General features: G+C 62.9%; 19 protein-coding genes. 8 read left to right on the forward strand and 11 right to left on the reverse strand.

What is annotated here, in order from left to right:
• Nucleotides 1-4 precede the first annotated feature (4 nt).
• From BJD99_RS13360 to BJD99_RS13370, 3 genes are all read right to left on the reverse strand, one after another.
• On the reverse strand, nt 5-1,837 hold the full coding sequence (locus tag BJD99_RS13360) for a bifunctional diguanylate cyclase/phosphodiesterase (RefSeq protein WP_084347492.1): 1,833 nt from the start codon (nt 1,835-1,837) through the stop codon (nt 5-7).
• Nucleotides 1,838-1,909: 72 nt separating this feature from the next.
• Nucleotides 1,910-4,033 (reverse strand): Rv1355c family protein, encoded by a 2,124-nt coding sequence (locus BJD99_RS13365; RefSeq protein ID WP_084347340.1) that lies wholly within the window; start codon nt 4,031-4,033, stop codon nt 1,910-1,912.
• Complete coding sequence (locus BJD99_RS13370; protein WP_084347342.1) at nt 4,030-4,785, reverse strand: hypothetical protein; 756 nt, start codon at nt 4,783-4,785, stop codon at nt 4,030-4,032. Before BJD99_RS13370 ends, BJD99_RS13365 begins: the two co-directional genes overlap by 4 nt.
• Before the next feature lie 162 nt (nt 4,786-4,947).
• Here BJD99_RS13370 and dcd point away from each other — a divergent pair, with 162 nt between their 5' ends.
• From dcd to BJD99_RS13400, 6 genes are all read left to right on the forward strand, one after another.
• Complete coding sequence (dcd, locus tag BJD99_RS13375; protein ID WP_084347344.1) at nt 4,948-5,526, forward strand: dCTP deaminase; 579 nt, start codon at nt 4,948-4,950, stop codon at nt 5,524-5,526.
• A gap of 27 nt (nt 5,527-5,553) precedes the next feature.
• A complete protein-coding gene (locus BJD99_RS13380; protein ID WP_084347346.1) occupies nt 5,554-7,002 on the forward strand; it encodes a CYTH and CHAD domain-containing protein in 1,449 nt (482 codons plus the stop codon).
• 98 nt (nt 7,003-7,100) lie between these two features.
• Nucleotides 7,101-8,021 (forward strand): hypothetical protein, encoded by a 921-nt coding sequence (locus BJD99_RS13385; RefSeq protein WP_084347348.1) that lies wholly within the window; start codon nt 7,101-7,103, stop codon nt 8,019-8,021.
• A gap of 118 nt (nt 8,022-8,139) precedes the next feature.
• Nucleotides 8,140-9,096, forward strand: coding sequence for an Hsp70 family protein (locus tag BJD99_RS13390; RefSeq protein ID WP_143542154.1), 957 nt, complete (start codon nt 8,140-8,142; stop codon nt 9,094-9,096).
• Between the two features lie 73 nt (nt 9,097-9,169).
• Nucleotides 9,170-10,219 (forward strand): fused (3R)-hydroxyacyl-ACP dehydratase subunits HadA/HadB, encoded by a 1,050-nt coding sequence (locus tag BJD99_RS13395; RefSeq protein ID WP_084347350.1) that lies wholly within the window; start codon nt 9,170-9,172, stop codon nt 10,217-10,219.
• A 117-nt stretch (nt 10,220-10,336) separates the two neighbouring features.
• Nucleotides 10,337-11,086, forward strand: a complete 750-nt coding sequence (locus BJD99_RS13400) for a TspO/MBR family protein (RefSeq protein ID WP_084347352.1) — start codon at nt 10,337-10,339, stop codon at nt 11,084-11,086.
• A 20-nt stretch (nt 11,087-11,106) separates the two neighbouring features.
• Here the strand turns inward: BJD99_RS13400 and BJD99_RS13405 are convergent, their stop codons facing one another.
• Nucleotides 11,107-11,835, reverse strand: a complete 729-nt coding sequence (locus BJD99_RS13405) for a GAF and ANTAR domain-containing protein (protein ID WP_084347354.1) — start codon at nt 11,833-11,835, stop codon at nt 11,107-11,109.
• 495 nt (nt 11,836-12,330) lie between these two features.
• Here BJD99_RS13405 and BJD99_RS21115 point away from each other — a divergent pair, with 495 nt between their 5' ends.
• Nucleotides 12,331-12,537: a hypothetical protein gene (locus BJD99_RS21115; RefSeq protein WP_218775719.1), complete on the forward strand. Its 207-nt coding sequence runs from the start codon at nt 12,331-12,333 to the stop codon at nt 12,535-12,537.
• A 6-nt stretch (nt 12,538-12,543) separates the two neighbouring features.
• Here BJD99_RS21115 and BJD99_RS13415 read toward each other — a convergent pair whose 3' ends face one another.
• Entirely contained in the window at nt 12,544-13,425 is an 882-nt protein-coding gene (locus tag BJD99_RS13415; protein ID WP_143542155.1) for a S9 family peptidase, read from the reverse strand.
• A 403-nt stretch (nt 13,426-13,828) separates the two neighbouring features.
• Here BJD99_RS13415 and BJD99_RS13420 point away from each other — a divergent pair, with 403 nt between their 5' ends.
• Nucleotides 13,829-14,689, forward strand: coding sequence for a 3-hydroxyacyl-CoA dehydrogenase (locus BJD99_RS13420; protein WP_084347356.1), 861 nt, complete (start codon nt 13,829-13,831; stop codon nt 14,687-14,689).
• Nucleotides 14,690-14,870: 181 nt separating this feature from the next.
• Here the strand turns inward: BJD99_RS13420 and BJD99_RS13425 are convergent, their stop codons facing one another.
• From BJD99_RS13425 to BJD99_RS13450, 6 genes are all read right to left on the reverse strand, one after another.
• The gene (locus BJD99_RS13425; protein ID WP_084347358.1) at nt 14,871-15,251 is read right to left on the reverse strand and encodes an Lsr2 family protein; all 381 of its coding nucleotides are present in this window, start codon (nt 15,249-15,251) and stop codon (nt 14,871-14,873) included.
• Between the two features lie 225 nt (nt 15,252-15,476).
• Nucleotides 15,477-16,013, reverse strand: coding sequence for a hypothetical protein (locus tag BJD99_RS13430; protein WP_256895675.1), 537 nt, complete (start codon nt 16,011-16,013; stop codon nt 15,477-15,479).
• Nucleotides 16,010-16,279, reverse strand: coding sequence for a metal-sensitive transcriptional regulator (locus tag BJD99_RS13435; protein ID WP_084347360.1), 270 nt, complete (start codon nt 16,277-16,279; stop codon nt 16,010-16,012). Before BJD99_RS13435 ends, BJD99_RS13430 begins: the two co-directional genes overlap by 4 nt.
• Before the next feature lie 125 nt (nt 16,280-16,404).
• A complete protein-coding gene (locus tag BJD99_RS13440) occupies nt 16,405-16,815 on the reverse strand; it encodes a DUF302 domain-containing protein (protein WP_084347362.1) in 411 nt (136 codons plus the stop codon).
• 39 nt (nt 16,816-16,854) lie between these two features.
• The gene (locus tag BJD99_RS13445; protein ID WP_084347364.1) at nt 16,855-17,076 is read right to left on the reverse strand and encodes a YgaP-like transmembrane domain; all 222 of its coding nucleotides are present in this window, start codon (nt 17,074-17,076) and stop codon (nt 16,855-16,857) included.
• A 29-nt stretch (nt 17,077-17,105) separates the two neighbouring features.
• Nucleotides 17,106-19,265, reverse strand: coding sequence for an MMPL family transporter (locus tag BJD99_RS13450; protein ID WP_084347366.1), 2,160 nt, complete (start codon nt 19,263-19,265; stop codon nt 17,106-17,108).
• Nucleotides 19,266-19,337: the final 72 nt, after the last annotated feature.

The following is a 19,337-nucleotide window of genomic DNA, read 5'->3' on the forward strand; positions in this document are numbered from 1 at the left end:
GTGGTCAGTGGATGCCTCCCCGTGCCAACATCTCGAGCATCTCCGCTTCGGGTACCGGCCGTGAGAACAGATAGCCCTGCGCCCGATCACAACCCACGGCCATCAATGCCGATTTCGCGGCCTCGGTCTCGACACCCTCGGCGAGCAGTTCGAGCCCGAACGCTGCGGCAAGGGTGGCGATGGCTCCGACGATCGCCTGGTCGTTGGCGTTGGAATCGAGATTTTTTACGAACTCGCCGTCGATTTTGAGGGCATCCAGCGGCAGTACCTTCAGGTGTGCGAGGGAGCTGAATCCGGTACCGAAGTCGTCGATCGCGATACCGACACCCAGCTCGCGAAGCATGGTCAGAATCTTGGCAGTCTGGCCAGTATCTTGCACGACAGCGTTTTCGGTGATCTCCAGGCACAATGTGGTCGGTGGAACGGAACCGTAGTCGAGCGCTTGCGCGACGATGGTGACGAACTCGGGGGCGAGGAGCTGCGCAGGTGAGACGTTCACGCGCATCGCGATGTCGAGCCCGGGGATGCGAGATGCCCAGTCGGAGTGGGCGCGCATGGCGTCGACGAGCACCCAGCGGCCCAGTCCGGTTGCGAGTTCCGAGGACTCCGCGATATCGATGAAGTCGCTCGGGGGAAGGAGGCCTCTGGTGGGGTGCTGCCAACGTACGAGTGCCTCGACGGCGGTGATGTCGCCGGTTCTGAGATCGACCTCGGGTTGGAAGTGCAGCACGAGATCGCCATTGGAAATGGCAGCGTGGAGATGGAGTTCGACGTCGTTACGCAGCGCAGTATGTGCGCGGATGACCGAATCGAACATGACGACACTGTTTCCGCCCCGGTGCTTGGCTACCAGCGCAGCCTGATCGGCATTGGCGATGATGTCGTCGACGCGTTCCACTCCGGGCATTGCGGTGGTGACGCCGATACTGACGGTGCGGGTGATGTCGTCACCGGCCATCGTTACTCGCGTAGTGGCCACTGCATCGAGGACTCGTAGCGCGACGTTGTACGGCGACGTCGATTTGCCGTCGAGCATCGAGGGTTGCATGACGACCACGAACTCATCCCCACCCCATCTGGCGATGGTGGCTTCCGGCGCGAGGACCGCTCGGAGTGTGTCGGCCAGCGCGCGGAGGTATTCGTCGCCCGCCGAGTGTCCGTAGAAATCGTTGAGTGCTTTGAGTCGATCCAGATCGAGGAACAGCACGGCAACAGGTCCGGCGCCGGAGGAAAGGCGACGGAGTAGGTCATCGGTGAACCCTCTCCGGTTCGCCAGTCCGGTCAGTGCGTCGCTTTCGGCGGCGAGACGCAGTGATTCCTCGGCCAGGATGCGGGCGTGAACCTGCGTGAACATCGACGCAATGGCGACGAGTGCGTTGGTTTCGCCTTCGGACCACGCTCGGTCGCCGCTTTTGATGAGGCCGACCCATCCGATCGACTTCTCTTGGACGAGAGGAACTACCGCCATGGAGGTGACGGGATATCCGGAGGCTGCTTCGATCCGTTGGCGATAGTCCTCGTCGCCGACCGTAGGGCGGAACACTTTGGGGTGCACCAGATGCTCGCATGCGGCGAAGACCGGGTCGGCTTCGGCGAAATAAACGACGCCGAGTGGATCGGGTGCTGGCGCATCGGGCCTCGGAGGCCATTCGGCGATCATCACCGTCGATCGATTCCGGTAGTCGGTGTGGCGAAGGTATCCGGCGTGGACATCGAAGAACTCGACGAGTGTGCGTAGCACCCGGGTGTATGCGGTCGATACCGTAGACGCATCGACACCGATGAGGTCCGAGGCGACGTCGGTGACGAGCGCGTCGAGACTTCGTATGTCGCGCATTCCCATTCCCTCCCTGACCTCGAGATCAAGCCTCGAAATTTACCCTGGACAGGCCAGAGTGGACTGTACCGCCTAGTGCGTCACCTGCGCCGATGTTCGTCTTCTACTTCGAACAGCGCGGCCGTCGGTGTGGGACAAGCGCAGTACCAACGCAATCGATTCACCGTCTTCGATGCCGACCACCCGGTGGAATCGCGTTCGCAGTCGCGACAGTGCGTCGGCGTGGCGCGGGGACAGGGTGTCGAACTCCGCATCGGTGTGCGCGTAGATGAAGACCGGTGACGCCGGATGTACTGCCAGTCCGTGTGTCTGCGCCGTGATCCACACGCTCTGGGTGCCGGAGCCGCCACGGACGAAGTCGGCGGGGGCGTGGCCGGACGTCACGGTGACCGCGAGTGCTGAACTGGATTCGATGCGGTCGTGGCTGTCTTCGCCCAGCGCGACGCCGCCGTCCCAATCGCCCAACAGCGCCATGACATCGGATCTTCGAGATACATCGAGCTTCACCAGGTCGGTTGCATCGAGAGCCAGTGCGTCGACGTCGATTCCGGTGTCCGGATCATCCTGGCCCGGCCACCGCAGTTCGGAGATCATCTCGGAGTGGAGTTCAGCGGTGAGATATCGGATTCGATCCGATTCAGCGATGATCCCGGCGATCTCGGTGATGGCTGCACGGTCGGTGATAAGCGCCAAGCGAATTCCTTCTGCGTCGGCAGCGGCCTCGAGAGCGCCGACGGTGGCCGCGTCGATGTCGGCGGGGATTCCCAGATGCCGGTTGGTGGTTCGGGCCAACATGCCGTCGTAGTGCGCGGCCAGCTCGTTTTCGGTTGCGCTCGGGGCCAATTCGAGGGCGACCTCGACGGTGTCTCCAGTCGGTAGAATCGTGCTCTCTCCCAGTACGCCGAAGTGCGCGGCCGCGACGCGTGCGTTGTACAGCGCTGCACCGATGGCGACATGGCTGCCCCGGTAGGCAACATCGAGCCCGCTCGTACGAGTCCGATCGAGTGTCAGCCGAACGGAATCCGACGTGGTGGTGATGGTCCAGGGCTGGACATTTCCGCCGGACGGGGCCCGGGTGGCCGAGTGCGCGATCGCCTCGCTGGGCGTGTGCAACGCGGACGAATGCAGGTCGGGAAGTTCCTCGGACGAGGTGGTGGCACGGAAATGCGCGGCCCCGGTGGGGGTGACGAGCGCGTCGAGATGGTCGTCGATGTGGATTCGCACCCGCCCGGATTCGAGTCGCTGACCCAAGCCGAACCGACGGACCGCCCCGGCGACGGTGGCTCCGCCGAGAGCAACCTCGCTCCCCAACTGCGGCCAGGTGGTCGTCGTGCGGTCGACCTCGATCATCGACGCCGCCATCCGCGCCGACAGGTCGCCGGCGCCGAGAATGGCGAGGACGTACGGCACCTTGTCGTGCGTGGAGAGGTTCTCGAGGGATTTCGAATCGATGTCACCGAGAAGACCGTGGAACAGAGGCCGATCGGGCTCGAGATCGAATCTTTCGACGTCGAGCAGTCCGCGGTCGCTCGTTTCCATGATGACGGGGACTCGATGCTCACGCGCCTTCTCCCGAACGAGAACCTTCACATCGAGTGAATCGCACTCCTCGACAAGCAGGTCCAGTCCGTCGAGGAAGCTGTCGGCCGACTCTGCCGTCACACCGCGATCGTCGATGCTCACCGGGAGATACGGGTCGAGCTCGGCGATGCGTCTGGCTGCGACGACCGGCTTGCCGAGGCCCAGGTCGAGCAGCGTGGCCGGGATTCGGTTGAGGTTGGAGAGTTCGAGCTTGTCGAAATCTGCCAGCCGCAGTGCCCCGCAGACCCCGTCGAGCGCGAGGGAATACGCGATAGCGTGCCCGACGCTCAGACCCACGATGCCGATCGTCAGCGTCGCCAATCGTTCCTGTTCTTCGGCGGTGATCTTGTTGCGGTTGCGGTCCAGTCGAAGTCGGCGGAAACCAGCCGGTCCCAGCGTGGCGACGACGGTTCGGCGCCACGGGTAGTAGATCCACCGCATCGGTTCTTCGACGAGTTCGGTTGTCGGCTTCGGCGTCAACCGTGCGAGCCCGGCGCGCTGTTCGGCGAGTCGATCGAGGATCTCGATGCTCGGATCCGACCGCAGCCGGTCCAAGAGTTCGCGATCCTCGTGTCGAGTCTCGTCGAGAATGACGGCTTGCCAGGATGTGGTCATGATGTTGGTGCCTCCGTTGAGATGTGATGGGTGGGGAGCAGTTGCGCGACTGCACGTGCGATGTGTCGATAGAGGTTCACGGTCGTGTGCCGCGGAATCATGTGTTGGTCCCACCAGAGAACTCGTGTCCGGTAGCGATCGTCCGGGTAGGGCACGGCATCGATGTGGGCCGCCATCACCGCGCCCGAGTCGAGGTAGGGGCCCATTGCATGTTCCGCACTCGTGGCCAAGGTGAAACGGCTCCCGAGCGCGACGGCGGCCAGAGTTGCACCGATCGCCCCGAGGTATCCCGAGGTGCCCTGGCGAGGAGCGTCCTGGGCCGTCCAGACGCTTTTCATCTCGACGACTCCGTGCGGTAGGCGGTCGGCGACCATCCTGCGGAGCGCGGCGCGGCCGGTCGAACAGTCGGCCCACTCTCGTTCGGCGTGCGTGTGAGTGGGCTGGGTGTACGGCCCTTGTACACGGAGTCCGCCGTGAAGACGACCGGAATCGTCGACGGCGGCAAGAAACATGGTGGTCGAGGTGCCGTCGACGATCTCCTCGTACTCGAGTGCCTTCTCGACGCCGAAGTGCGTGTAGCTCGCCAGTGCTCCCTCGGTAAATGCGCGCCACAGCTCTGGCCGTGCTCGCGGCGTCGTTGCCAGCACGGTGCAGTTCAGATGGGTGTCGAAATAGCTCGAGCCGGTAGTCAGGGGTGTGCAGTGTTGCTTCTGCATGCTGATCTCAGGATCGAGAACGAAAATCGATTCCATCCGCATCCTTGTGTCGAAGTCTTGTTTTGAACCCGTCCGAAGTTGATCTTGCTCATTATCGGGGGTAACTACCGTTGCTTAGCAAGATAAAGTTCGCAAAGCGGTGTGTTCGACCGACGGCCACCGCCGAACTCAGGCGGTGGGCGCGATAGCCTGCGGGGTGTGCTGCTCTCCGACCGCGATATCCGTACCGAAGTGTCCACCGGCAACTTGGGGATCGAGCCGTTCGACGACTCGATGGTTCAACCGTCGAGCGTCGATGTACGCCTTGACAAGCTCTTCCGCGTGTTCAACAACACTCGATACACCCATATCGACCCGTCGAAGCAACAGGACGAGCTGACCACTTTGGTCGAACCCGCCGAGGGTGAGCCGTTCGTATTGCATCCCGGAGAATTCGTGCTCGGCTCGACGCTCGAGCTGACGACCTTTCCCGACTACCTGGCGGGACGGCTCGAAGGCAAGAGCTCGCTCGGTCGCCTCGGGTTGCTGACGCACTCGACGGCCGGATTCATCGACCCGGGTTTCAGCGGCCACATCACCCTGGAGCTGTCCAACGTGGCGAACCTCCCGATCACGCTCTGGCCCGGCATGAAAATCGGCCAGCTGTGCTTGTTCCGGTTGTCCAGTCCGGCCGAGCACCCGTACGGCAGTGCGACGACCGGTTCCAAGTACCAGGGGCAACGAGGCCCGACACCGTCGAAGGCGTACCTGAACTTCGTCCAGTCACCGGTCCACTGATCCGGCCTGTCCGGCACACTGACGGACATGGCTTCGATACAGACCGAGCGCGAGGACAAATACGACGCGACCTCGGACTTCGTACTTCCCTCGCTCACCGAACTGATCCCGAAGGGCGGAGCGATCGAGGTATCGGAGGTGGAGCTGATCAGCAGCTACTTCGATACACCCGATCTCGACCTACTCCGGCGCGGCATCACGTTGCGGCGTCGGCGCGGAGACACCGACACGGGCTGGCACGTGAAAGTCCCCGCCGACAAGGCACGCACCGAGATCCGGCTACCGCTCGGTAGTGGTGAAGACGCGCACGTCCCGGAAGAGCTTGCGAACATGCTGGTGGGCGTCGCCCTGGGGAAACCGTTGGTCCCCGTTGCCACCCTGACGTCGAGGCGTCGACGGCATGTATTCACTGCCTCGGACGGAACCGTTCTCGCCGAACTCGCCGACGATTCGGTCGGCGTCCAAGCAGAGGGCGTCCCCGATCACCGATGGCGTGAGTTGGAAGTGGAGTTGGGTGCGTCGGGGTCGGAAGCGACGCTGAAGCGTTTCGGTAAGGCGCTGCTCACCGCTGGGGCTCAGCGCGGCGCGCACCCGTCGAAGCTGCATCGCGCGTTGGCGGTGAATCTGGAGAAGACACAGGTGTCGGAGCTCGCGGTCCTGGTCGACTACCTCGACGAGCAGGCGCAGGCCATCTTCGCCGGCGATGTGTACCTGCGCCGGGGACTCGATCCGATCCATTCCACGCGCGTTGCGATTCGACGCTACCGGAGCACACTGCGTGTGTTCGGTGCCTTGTTCGACGAGGGCGTGGCTTCAGCTCTGGATTCCGAGTTAGCTTGGTATGGAGGACTTCTCGGTGAGGTCAGGGACAGGCAAGTGCTACGTGCACGCTTGTCCGACGCGGTGCACGAGCTGCCGCCGGAGCTGGTCCTGGGCCCGGTTGCCGCGCGCATCGAGAACGATCTGTTGGCCGAACAGGTTCGCCACCGAGGCATCGTCTCGGCGGAGTTGGACGGGGACCGTTACCGGGCCCTGCTGACGAGTCTCGCCAACCTCTCGCGCGCATTCCCGGCAGCGGTCGGGGCCGAGGACGTCGACGCCGACGAACTCGATCGACTTGCGCGCAAGGCCGGACGTAAGGTGCGCAGGCGCGTCGCTGCAGCAGTGGCCGGGGGTGACGACGTGGAACTGCACGGGGCTCGCAAGGCAGGAAAACGTGCCAGGTATGCCGCCGAGTTGATCTTCCCGATCGTCGGGAAGAAGGACGCGACGGCTCGGATCGAGCGATACAAGGCGGTCCAGGAAGTGCTCGGCGAGCATCAGGACGCGGTCGTCGCTGCGCAGAAGCTGCTCGACCTCGGACGGAAGGCGGGGGTGACTCCGGGGGAGAACGGCTTCACCTTCGGTGTGCTCTATGCCCAGGAGGTCGCGGCGGCGGAGGCTGCTCGGGCCGAAGTGTCGAAAATTGATGTGTGAACAGCTAACGAAAAACCGGAAGGCGACTGTATTCTTAGCCTCAAAACCTTTCGAGTAATAGAAATTTTCGGGGTAAACGGGAAGGGGGGAAGTCTGTCGTGCGTATAGCTCTCGGCGTGCATGTCAGTACCTTCGAGGTGACGGCTTCCCTGGTCGACGTGGATCTGCCCGATCTCGGGCCGGTAGCTACCCGCGTCGTGTCGGTGGAAGCGGTGCCCGACGGTATCGGCCAGGCTGTTGTCGCAGCACTGGGATCGACCAGAATTCAAGCCATGCAGAGCGGTCTCACGGTCACCGGTGCTGCCGTCGTCTGCGAGAACGCGATGCAGTGCCAGATAGTCATCGACGCGGTCGCGGCGTCCGAGGTGCAACCGCTGATCGTCGTCGACATCTTCGATTCCCACCTCGTCGACGGGCTACCACCCGAACTCGCTGCAGCACTGCTGGTCGGCGTACTGGATCCGGTGAGTCCGGCCCGACGCACCGTGGCGTCGTCCGGTCCTCGTCGCGGGATCTGGCAGGTCGCTGCGGTCGGAGCCTTGATGTTGGCGGCGCTCGGGGGAGTCAGCGCGTTGGCGATGACGGTGGATCCTGCGGTGGACACCAGAACGGTCATCCCCGCAGACTCGGTCGATACGGCGGACACGCCGTACGCGACGTCGACTCCGACGACAGACGATACGGCTCGTCCGGCAGAGGTAGCGCAGACAGCCCCGGATCCCGTGGAAAACCCTGCTGTCAGGCCCGAATTCGTACCGCCCGTTGGTGTTTCACGACCCCCCGCCGCAGGGGCCGAACGCCCGCGACCGAATCTTCCGCCGGGTGCGACGATCGCGCCAACCCTCGCGCCCACGACCACGTCGGTGGTCACGCCGACATCGCCCGGAGGCGGCGTCGAACCGACGGACGTGGAACAGCCTCCGGCGGAAACGTCGGTCGTGCCCACCCCGGAGCCCACGACCACCACGATCACACCCATATCGACGACGCCGGAGGAGCCCGAAACGCCTCCGGAGTAATAGCGCGGGAGTCTGAAACATACTTCAGGAATCTTCGAAGGTATCGAAGCCTACCCATGGACTGATTTCACGGCTATGGTCTCTACATCTAGTCGGTCATAGTGAAGTCGAGGAAGCCATGAAAACGGTGCTTGGGGTGTCAGTGGGCTCTTCGGCCGCCCGGGCTACAGCTCTCGATACAGCGGACGATTCGGTGCGCTCTGTCAACGTTGCGCGGTTGTTCGAGCCGTCCCAGCACGTCGCCGCTGCTCTCGACCTGTTGGACTCCATGGCGAAGGTGCAGGATGTCGATGCCGCGGATACCGTTCTCGCTGTCCCGGACGATCCAGCGAGCAGGCCCCTGACCTCGGCGTATTCGATGCACAAGGCCGATCGGTTCATGGTCGTCTCCGAACTCGGCGCTCAGCTGAGGTTCCTGCGCGGCAGCGGACAGCTCGAGGGCTTGCGGACGGTCGCACTCTGCGACGTCGGTGCTTCCGGGACCACCGTGTCGATCGCTGATCCCGCCACCGGTGAGGTTTTCAGTTCGGAGCGCACAACTCGATTCGGTGGATCGGTGTGCGATGACGCGGTGCGGAACTATCTACTCGCCACCTACGGCGCCGACGAACTGGTATCCGCCTCGGCACTGGACAGTCTCGCCGTCGCCATTCGGTTCGCGCGTGAGCAGTTGTCGAGCTTGCGCGTGGCGGAGGTGACCGGACCATTCGTCGGCGGCCCGGTTCGACTGTGGCGCAGCTCTTTCGACGACATCGTCGACCGCTCGGTTCGATCGATCGAGGACTGGACTGCCAGTGCCATCGTCGACGCACCGAAGTCGGTCAACGCGCTGGTCATGGTCGGTGGTTGCGCGCATATCCCTTCGCTTCGCCGCGTCTTTCGGCGTGATCTGCGGCTGCCGGTGCTCGTGCCCGATATGCCGGAATCACTGACCGCGCACGGTGCGGCGTTGCTGGCCGCCGATGCATCGCGGGCTCGCTCTCGTCGCCCACTGACGGCAGTGACGCGCATTCCTCCGGTGACGCCGTTCGAACCGGACAGTTACGACGTCGTTCCCCGGCATCGCACTGCCTGACGCCGGCTGTGAACTGCCACAAGGTCGCGGACCTACATGTACTAGCGGCGCTCGGCCCGGTATGTTGCGAGAAATGACTGGAAAAACTTCTGAGAATTTCGATCCAGCGGAGCATGTCCGTGCAATGGTGGGCCTGCACTACCGGGCGAGCGACTTCTACGAGGTGGGGCGCGAAAAGGTACGTGAGTACGCTCGCGCAGTTCAGGATTTCAACCAGGTGCACTGGGACTCCGACGCAGCCAAAGCTCTAGGCTACAGCGGTTTGGCAGCGCCGCTGACCTTCATCTCCCTGGTCGGCACCCTTGCGCAGCGTCGGTTGCTCGAGAAGATCGCGGTCGGATTCGACCTGGGGCAGATGCTGCAAACCGATCAGGTCCTCGAATTCCACCAGCCGATCGTCGCCGGCGATCAGCTGTACTGCGACGTCTCCCTCGACTCCTACAAGGAGGTCATGGGCAAGGACATGATGGTCACCAAGAACATCGTGTCCAATCAGCGCAACGAACTCGTACAGACCACGTACACGACGCTACTGATCGGCCGCGACGGAGATGTCGACTCCGGCATCGTCGAGGCAGCGGAGAATCTGGTGATGCACGGCGCTACGCCGTCGACTGCGCGCGAGAACGCCACCACGCACGAGGAAGAGGAGCAGGTGGAGCATCCACCGCTCGTGCTGGTGGACCATCGCCCGGCGCCTTCGGTGAAGTTCGAGGACGTCACTGTCGGAGATGTGTTGCCGGAGAAGGTATTTAGACTCACTCGTGGCGATCTGGTGAACTATGCCGGTGTCGCGGGGGATGCCAACCCGATCCATTGGAGCGATGGGTTCGCCAAGCTTGTCGACCTGAAAAATGTTCTGGCACACGGGATGTTGACGATGGGTCTCGGCGGCGGTTACATCACTTCATGGTTGGGTGATCCGGGTGCGGTCAAGGACTACACGGTCCGCTTCACCGCACCCATTCCCGTCGATCCGCATCGCGCCGCAGAAATTTTGTTCACGGGCAAGATCAAATCGCTCGACGAGGACAGTCGTACGGCAGTGATTTCGCTGGGCGCGACGTTCGAGGGCAAACGCATCTTCGGGCACCGGGCGACGGCCACCGTTCAACTGGCGTGATCCGAACTTGCGCGGCCGGGCGTCACCTCCCCGGCCGCGCAAGAGTCGTCACCAGCAGAAATGTCGCTCAGTGCTACCTCCCCGTTTGTGAACGGTCGATCCGGGCATTCACCCGCTATGAAGGTCGGGGTAATAGTCAGCGCCATTGCGGCGGTCATCGGCTCGTTCATCGGCTCAGGTGCGTGGATCGGCACTCCCATCGCGGAGGCCGCAGGTGGAGCGCTCAGCGCCACGTCGACGCTCGTCGCGCCTGCTGGGACTGCATTTTCGATCTGGACGGTCATCTACCTAGGATTCTTCGCATACGCGGTGTGGCAGGCGCTGCCCGGGCGAAGTGAGCGCCACCTTCCCCTCCGACTGCCGATTGCGGTGTCCATGCTGCTCAACGCCGCATGGATCCTGACCATTCAGGTGGGATTGCTGTGGCTGAGCGTATTCGTCATCGCTGCGCTGCTCGCGGTCCTCGCCCGAGTATTCGTCCTACTTCGCCAGCAGCCCCCCGAGAACCGGTTGGACGCAGTCATCACGGACGGAACGATGGGCCTCTACCTCGGCTGGGTGTGCGTGGCGACCGTCGCGAACGTAACGGCATGGCTCGTCGACCTCGGCGTCACCGGCGGAGCAACCTTCTGGGCGGTGGCAGTCCTGGTCGTTGCAGCGTTGGTTGCCGTCGGGTTGGCTACGTACTCTTCGGGGGCTCTCGCACCGGCTATCGGGATCGTCTGGGGATTGATGTGGATTGCGCAGGGCAGGCTGGCGGGCGACGTTATCAATGCCAGCGTCGGATGGACTGCAGCGATCGGAGCACTGGCGGTGGGAATCTACACCGCCGTGATCAGGAGCCCTGCGTCGCGCCCCGCCTCATAGGCGCTGGTGTGCAGCAGTAGCTATGAAGCGTGGGCTTTCGACCGCCAGGCCGGGACGATCCCGGTCGCGGTTATCTCGGCCGCGACCTCCCGCAGCTTGCAGTTGGTGTGCGAGGAGGCCACGACCAGCATGTCGAACGCGGCGTCCCGGGTGAGCTTGTACCGGCTCATGACTATCCCGACGGCGATCCCGATTTCGCGGTTGGTGTCCACCGCCATCGACAGTTGATCGTTGCGGTCGTCGGCGCCGGCATTTTTCAATGCCACGGCGGCATGGTCGGCGTAGATGGAGCAGTCGTAGAGGATCTCGTCGGTGAAGAAGTCCTTACGGGCGCTGTAGAAGCCCATGACACCCAACTCGACGCCGCCGAGAATCAGGTAGAAGCTCGCGGTCGACCGGATGGACGTCTGCTCGGTCATCAGCTCTCGATACTGCACCCACCGCGGATCGTTCTCCGCACCGTTGTTGACGATGGTGCCCTTGGTGGCGAGGACGTCTTTGGTGGCGGACTGCCCCGTGAGATCGGCGATCTTGGCGGCCTCGGCAATCGTTCGTTGGTCGCTGGCCGCAATGATCCGTATCCGACCGTTGTCGCGGAGGGTGGTCACCGCAGCGCCGCCGCATCCCAAGGTCGTCACCGCGAGGTCGACGACTCGTTGTGCCGTCGGGCCTGCTCCGGGGTATTGCGCCAGGTCCCAGGACAGCGATGCGAATCGGTATCCGGCGTGCTCCGAATCGATGGTGTTCATGTCCAGCCGCCTCCCTGATACATCAGAACGTCCCTCGCTCTGCCGGATAAACCCCTCGCGAACTTCGCGCAACACATTCTGCCATTGAGTCCAACGGAACTCGACACGAACAGGACTATAGAGACAGTTCCCCCGCTGGTTGGCGCTATGGCTGACTACCGAATATCTGGCGGGTATGGAGTTCTTGGATCGAACCAGCTGCGCACTGCGGATCCCGCGACCGGTCGTAGGAACAGATCGGAAAGTGAGGAGACCATGTTCGAACGTTCACCCAATCCGCCAGGGGAGCAGTCGAAGACGCACGGTACGAGGCGGTGCGTCGCGGGGATCAGCTGCTCCTCGCCCTCCTGCAGGACGAGTCGTTGAGTTGGGTCGTCGGCGTGGACAACGAAACCGCCCGCGCGGCCCCGACCGACTGGACCGTGCGCACTCGCCGCAATCGGGCTCGACGTGGACGAGGTCCCACCTGTTGTCCGGCCCAGGCTCGGCAAGCGCATGTCGATCACTGCGGGCGCCAAAACAGTGATCGCGCAATCTCTTTCGAACGCTGCAGCCGAGAAAGCGCGACGTATTGCCGCGCGGCACCTGCTCCTCGCCCTACTCGACCGCAACGATCCCGACCCGCTGGCCGCCCCCTTCGCGACACTTGCCGTCGACCTGATCGTAGTGAGCGAGCGTCTGTCGACGCGCGATCGGAGCTGACCGTTCCTACAGGTCGTCGAGCCAATCGAACATGAGCTCGTCGGTGAGCTGGCGAGCCATCGGTTGGCAGTGAAAATTGGCGCCGTCCGCTGCGGTGAATCGGCTCGACTCCACCGGACCGCCCGTGCCGTCGGCGAGGATCTTCGACTGCCCGGGCCAGAACTGCCCGTCGTCCGGGTCGGTAACGAACAGTGGTGTCGTGATCCGAGCAGCTTCGGCGGCGTCGAGGGTATAGCGATGCACTTCGGTGATCGTGTCGAAATAGCTGGCCTGGGTGTAGGGGCGGGCACGAAAGTTCCACGTCCGCAACGTCTGTGGCGACAATTTCATGCCGAGGCTCATGTCCCGGTCGAAGGCCTCCTTCTTGCCCGCATGGAAGAGCTTCATCAAGGAGTTCGGGATGCTCGCAGTCCAGGATGCGCTGACATCGACCACACCAGGGTCGAGAATGGCTGCGGCGATGCGATGCTCGAAGGCCAAGGCCCGCGCTCCCCAGAAACCTCCCTGGCTGATCCCGTAGAGGACGATGCGGCGTGGGTCGACGTCGGGACGCTCCAGAAGATAGTTCACGACGGGTGTGACTACGGCTTCCCAGTCGGGCCGGAAGCCGACCCCGCGTTCGAACAGCATCGACTGCTGCCCGGGCCCGTCGAACATCAGCGCGTTGTATCCGCGAGCCAAGGCGGTCGCCGCACCGTGGCTCCACAGTGAGCTGAGAGCACCATCACTGCCGTTGACCATGAGGAACGTCGGTTGCGGCGGCGTGCCCACGGCGTCGGCGGAGAAGGAATACCCGGGTAGCGTTGTCTCCTCGTACGGGATGTCGACGCGTTCGACCCGCGTTTGATCATCGAATTGTGCTGTGTAGCAATAGGGAACCGGTATCACCGACGACGGATCGGTTCACGGGCTTCTTTCCTTTGCGAGGCAGGCCATCAACTTGTCGAAAGATTTTAGTCGACCCTTGCTTCACCTGCAGGGAAACCGGAATAGTGCAGACGGTTGGCACAATGCCTGGACCTGTGTGTCACCGGTCATACGTCCGTATTGGAATGAACCGAATCCCGCCTGTGTTGGTAGTACGTTGATGGACAAAGAGTTTCGCCGACGATCGCATCCGCGCCGGATCTCTCGAACTTTCGACGCTCGGTCTCGAATCGGGAATCTGGCGTATGTTGAAAGGTGGCCGAACTCCGCAGGAGCTAGCGTGTGTGCCACACCCTCTCCGGCGGTGAATCTTTGACCTCGCTTAGGTGAACGATGACAAATGAACTGCAGAGGAGACCATCAGATGACTGACATCACCAACGTGACGGTATTGGGGACAGGCGTTCTAGGTTCGCAGATCGCGTATCAGACTGCATACCATGGATTTTCGGTAGTCGCATACGACATCGACGAGGCGGCGCTGGACAAGGCGAAGGTACAGTTCGACAAGCTGGTCAAGGTGTATACCCAGCAGGTCGAAGGTGCGGCCGACGGCAAGGCAGAGGCCGCGCTCGAGCGGATCACTCTGTCGTCGAACCTGAAGGAAGCTGTACAGGCCGCGGACCTGGTCATCGAGGCCGTTCCCGAGAATCTCGACATCAAGCGCGACACCTACACCAAGATCGGCGGTTTCGCCCCCGAGCACACGATCTTCGCGACGAACTCTTCGACGCTGCTTCCCAGCGACTTCATGGACTCCACCGGTCGTCCGGAGAAGTTCCTCGCGCTGCACTTCGCCAACCAGATCTGGGTCCGCAATACCGCCGAGGTAATGGGCACGTCGAAAACCGACCCGGCTGTGTACCGGACAGTCGTCGACTTCGCATCCGCAATCGGCATGGTCCCGATCGAGCTGAAGAAGGAACAGCCTGGTTACGTGCTCAATTCCCTCCTCGTACCGTTCCTCGACGCGGCCGGACTTCTCCTCGTCGACGGAGTCGCCGATCCGGAGATGATCGACAAGACGTGGCGCATCGCCACCGGCGCGCCGCTCGGCCCATGTCAGATCTACGACATCATCGGACTCACTACGCCGTACAACATCGCCTCTCAGGGCAACGAAGACCAGCGACGGTTGGCTGCTTTCCTGAAGGAGAACTACATCGACAAGGGGAAGCTGGGCATCTCCACCGGGGAAGGCCTGTACAAGTACCCGAAGAGCTGACCTGCTTTGCGCGGCCGTCCCCTGATCGCTTGAATGGCGCCCTCAAGTTATCTGATCGTATGAGTGGACCATTGAAGCGATGGGGGCGGGGGCAGCACACAATACCGAAAGATATTTTGGGTGTTCTCCTGCAGATTCGAGGCGCCTGGCTGGCCAGTAGGCAGGCCAGGCGCGTCGGAATCTAGCTGACGTTTGCTGTTTCGTATGCTTCGACGATGTCGGCGGGAATGCGTCCGCGGTCGTTGATCTCATAGCCGCTGTCCGACGCCCACTGGCGAATTGCGCGGGTTTGAGCGGGGTCGCGCTTGGTCGTAGGCGCCGATGAAGATGCGGCCTTCGGGGCGACGCCGGCCGACGCTACTTTGCGCTTGCGGCCGCCGACGCGGGTTGCGTGTCCGACGTACAGTTCGAGTCGCTTGCGGAATTCGTTGGCGTTCTTGGTTTTCAGGTCGATGACGTAGTCGACGCCGTCGAGGGAGAACTCGATCGATTCGCCTTCGCCTTCGTCGATTGCTGTGCCGTCGATGTCGTCGACCAATTCATAGATTACTTGCTTCGCCACGGTGCGAGATCCCTTCGAGGTGTGTATTCCTCCCGAGAGTAGCGAATAAATGCGCTTGGTGCGAAAACTGAGAATGGACCGATATGCCCGTTTTCGCGGGTGTAAAAGAGTGGGTGATGTTCAATCGCTAAGTATCGAGCTATTCCCCAGTGCATTCACTAGTTAGAATTACCAGAGTTGCCGATAAGTAGTTGTTGCGGCCCATAGAATTACGCCCACGCGGGCTCAGAATTGCTGCACGAACCGGTACCAATCACCATCGTATCTTTCGTATCCGATGTCTCCGTCGCGCCGCGGTTCGCCGAGGTAGGGCGCGCCGTCCGGTAGGTAGGCCAAGCCGATCGAGTCGATGAGGCCGCCCACGATGAAGAACAGGCATCCGCTGTCGGTGGGGCGGACCGAACGGACCGCGTATGCCCCGATTCGGCGGGTGTCCGTGGATTTCGTGCAGTCCTGGGCGACGGTTTCCAGTGCGCCCTGCGATACCGCGAATGCGCCTTTCGACGGTACGGATAACAAGACGAGTGCGGCTGTGACGATGACGATGGCCGGTGCAACTGCGGTCCATCGCAGCGAATGGTATTCGAACCACCCGATCAGTGCCAGTACGAGCCATAGTGCGCCCAGGAACAGCAAGACGGCAGAGGCCAGTGCGTAGACGGGGAAGAAGACGACTGGCGGCGTGAAGGTGGAGATGATCACTGCGCACACCACTGCTACCAGTGCCGCGAGGGTCCCCGTCAACCACTTCCAGACGGTCAAGCCAGTGCGAGGAATAGCTTCTCGAGTTCGGCCTCGGTCATCGGTTCGGTGTTGTCGGCGGTCTCGCCGGTGATGCATTCGCGTAGCCCGGTGGCGACGATTTTGAATCCGGCTTTGTCGAGGGCGCGGGAGACGGCGGCGAGCTGGGTGACGACGTCTTTGCAGTCGCGTCCGTTTTCGATCATGCCGATCACGCCGGCGAGTTGTCCGTGCGCGCGTCGCAGTCGGTTGAGTACCAATGCGATGCTGTCTTGGTCGCCGTTCATGTCGGACTCCTTATGATTGTGCTGGGTGTGCCCCCCCAATGGTACCCCTGGGGGCATCTTCGGGAGTGGGGTGTCGAACGAGGGGCGGCCAGGATGAACCCAGCCGCCCCCGAACGCTGCTTGGATCAGGAGTTCTTGCCGCCGAGAGCGGAGATCGCTGCCTGCAGCTTGGTCGTCGCTTCCTGTGCGACGGAGGACAGTTCGGCTTCGCCGGTGACCTCGACCATGATGGCGGGGTTCATTGCCTCGACGAGGAACGATCCCGCGGTGGTGGTGTCGGCGCGGACGAGGACGTTGCAGGGGAGTAGCAGCCCGATCTGGGGCATGACGCCGACCGCGCGGTGCGCGAGGTTCGGGTTACAGGCGCCGAGGATCAGGTACTGCTCCATGTCCTCGCCGAGCTTGGCTTTCAGGGTGGCCTGCATGTCGATTTCGGTGAGGACGCCGAAGCCTTGCGCGGAGAGTGCTTCTTTGGTTTTGGCGACGGCAGTGTCGAAGTCGGTATCGGTCAATGTGGTCGATAGTGCAATGTTCATGAGTGGTTCCTTTCGGTTGTGAGTGGCACTGTTGAAGGCTTACCCGTTACGAAGACTGGGCACGCCGGCTTTGGAGAGAAGCAGGCTCGCCGGGCACCATCCGACTGCAGCGTAGAGGCCCAGGTTTGCCGCGGCGAAGGCGCTCAGGAACCGCCAGCGCGGGGAGCTGGTTTCGCCGAGGACCAGACCGGTGGTGACGACGGCGGCCGCGAGGGCGGGAACGGTGCGTTCGATGGGCCAGCCCGAGAACTTGTCGATCATGTTGCGTCTCCGATCTTCTGTAAAAAATGTCAGTGGGAAAAGCTGATGGACGGTAGGACCTTGCGGAGCCATGCTGGTGACCACCAGGCTGCGTGTCCGGTCAGGCGCAGCAGCACGGGGAGCAGGATGAGCCTGATCAGCACTGCGTCGAGTAGGACGGCGACGCCGAGGATGATGCCCATTTCTTTCGGTGGTAGCGGGTCGGAGAGCGCGAAGGTGAAGAACACCGCGACCATGACCGCTGCTGCCGCGAGGATGACGCGACCGGAGTGGGCGAGGCCGTCGACCTGGGCGATCTTTGCGTCACCGGACTTCTCGTAGTGCTCTTTCGCGGTGGCGAGGAGGAAGACGGTGTAGTCCATGGCGATGGCGAAGATCATCGCGAAGAAGAACACCGGTCCCCAGCCGTCGAGGAAGCCCTGTGGGGTGAAGCCGAGCAGTGACGCGCCGTGACCGTCCTGGAAGATCAGCTTCGCGACACCGAATGCGGCGGCGGTGGACAGCAAGCTGACGACGGTACCGAGCACCGCGATCAACGGAGCTTGCAAAGCGACGAGCAGGAGGATGAACCCGAGGACGAGGATGATGCCGATCACCAGCGGCAGGTAGTCGTTCAGGGCCTGCTGCAGGTCCAGGTTCTCCGCCGGTGCGCCGCCGACCAATGCGGACTCCGGAAGCTCGGCGCGGAGGTCGGTGAGGATGGTGCCCATCGCTTCATCCGAAGGATCGACCGTCGGAAGTGCTTGTAGCAGTGAGTATCCCGATCCGTCCATGGCGGGTTGGGGTGGGGTGACCATGGCGATTCCGTCGACGCCTGCTGCCGCTGACGCGGTCTGTTGGGCATCGGCGTCGGCGACGACTATCTGCAGTGCGCCGGGTGCGCCGTCGCCGAACTGTGTCTGGACCAGTTCGTAGCCTTGGCGGACGGGTGCGTCCTCGGGGACGACGGCGATGGACGGCATCGCGACCTTGAGTCCCAGGACGGGCAATGCGAGTGCGATCAAGATGCCGACGGAGACGACTGCGAACGGCCAGGGGTGCTTGTGGAGCAGTTCACCCCAGGCCGCGAACTTCGGTGAGCGGTGCGTTTGGCGTTTGGCGTAGGGCAGTGAAGCGGCGTTGACCTTGTGGCCGAGGGCGCCGAGTGTCGCCGGTAGCAATGTCAGGGTGGCGACGAGCACGAAGAACACTGCGAGCATGATTCCGACGGCCATCGTCCGCACCGCGGGGGCAGGGACGAGTAGGACGGCGGTGAGGCTGACCAGCACGGTCAGGCCGGAGAGCACCACTGCCTTACCAGCGGTGTCCATGGTTTCAGCGACCGCGGCCCGCGGATCGGACTTGCGTAGGGCGTCACGGAACCGGGCGACGATGAAGAGGGCGTAGTCGATTCCGAGGGCGAGCGCGAACATCATTGCGAAGTTCATCGCCCACACCGAGATCGGCGTGACCTGGTTCAGGAGCACGAGGCCGCCTGCGGAGGCGACGAGTCCGGCGACGGTCAGCAGTAACGGGAGGCCTGCGGCGACGAGGGAGCCGAACGCGAGCACCATGATCGCCAAAGTGACTGGCCAGGAGATCAATTCGGCCTGGATCATGGCGTCGTGGTTGGCTTTGTTGAAGTCCGACCACAGTGCGGAAGATCCAGTGGGGTAGACCTCGATGCCGTCACCGGACAGTGCGGTCAGGTCCTCTTTGACGTCGTCGACGGCTTTGACCATGTCGTCGGTGCTGGCATTGGCGCCGGCGATGACGATGCCGGTGTGCTGGTCGGGGCTGATTGTCATGCCTGGTTGTGGGGCGATGATCTCGCCGAACCGGGCGTCGCCGTCGAAGACTCCGGTCACCGCGGCGAGTGTCTGCTGCACCGCGGGGTCGTCGATGGTTGCGGTGTCGGAATGCACGACGACCTGCACTGCGGCCGAGGAGTTACCGCCGAAGTGTTCTTGCGCCAGCTCGCGGACCTGAACGGATTCGGAGCCGTTGGCCTGCCATCCCGCTCCGGCGAGCGAGGTGAAGACCGAGGGTGCGGCGGACCCGAGGGCGACGAGAGCGATGAGCCAGACCCCGAACACCCATCGGCGACGGGTGACCATCGTGCTGCCCAGTCGGCCGAGTATGCCGGGCGGGCGGTGCTGTTGTTTTTCCGATTCACGACGTGAATCCGGAACGGTGTCCGACTCGGACATCAGCTACTCCTATACGGGTGGGGGGTATGCGACCAGCAGCGGTCAGCGGTGGTTCTGTCGCTCCACTGTCGC

It is taken from the genome of Rhodococcus sp. 1163, assembly GCF_002091985.1.
GTDB lineage: Bacteria > Actinomycetota > Actinomycetes > Mycobacteriales > Mycobacteriaceae > Rhodococcoides.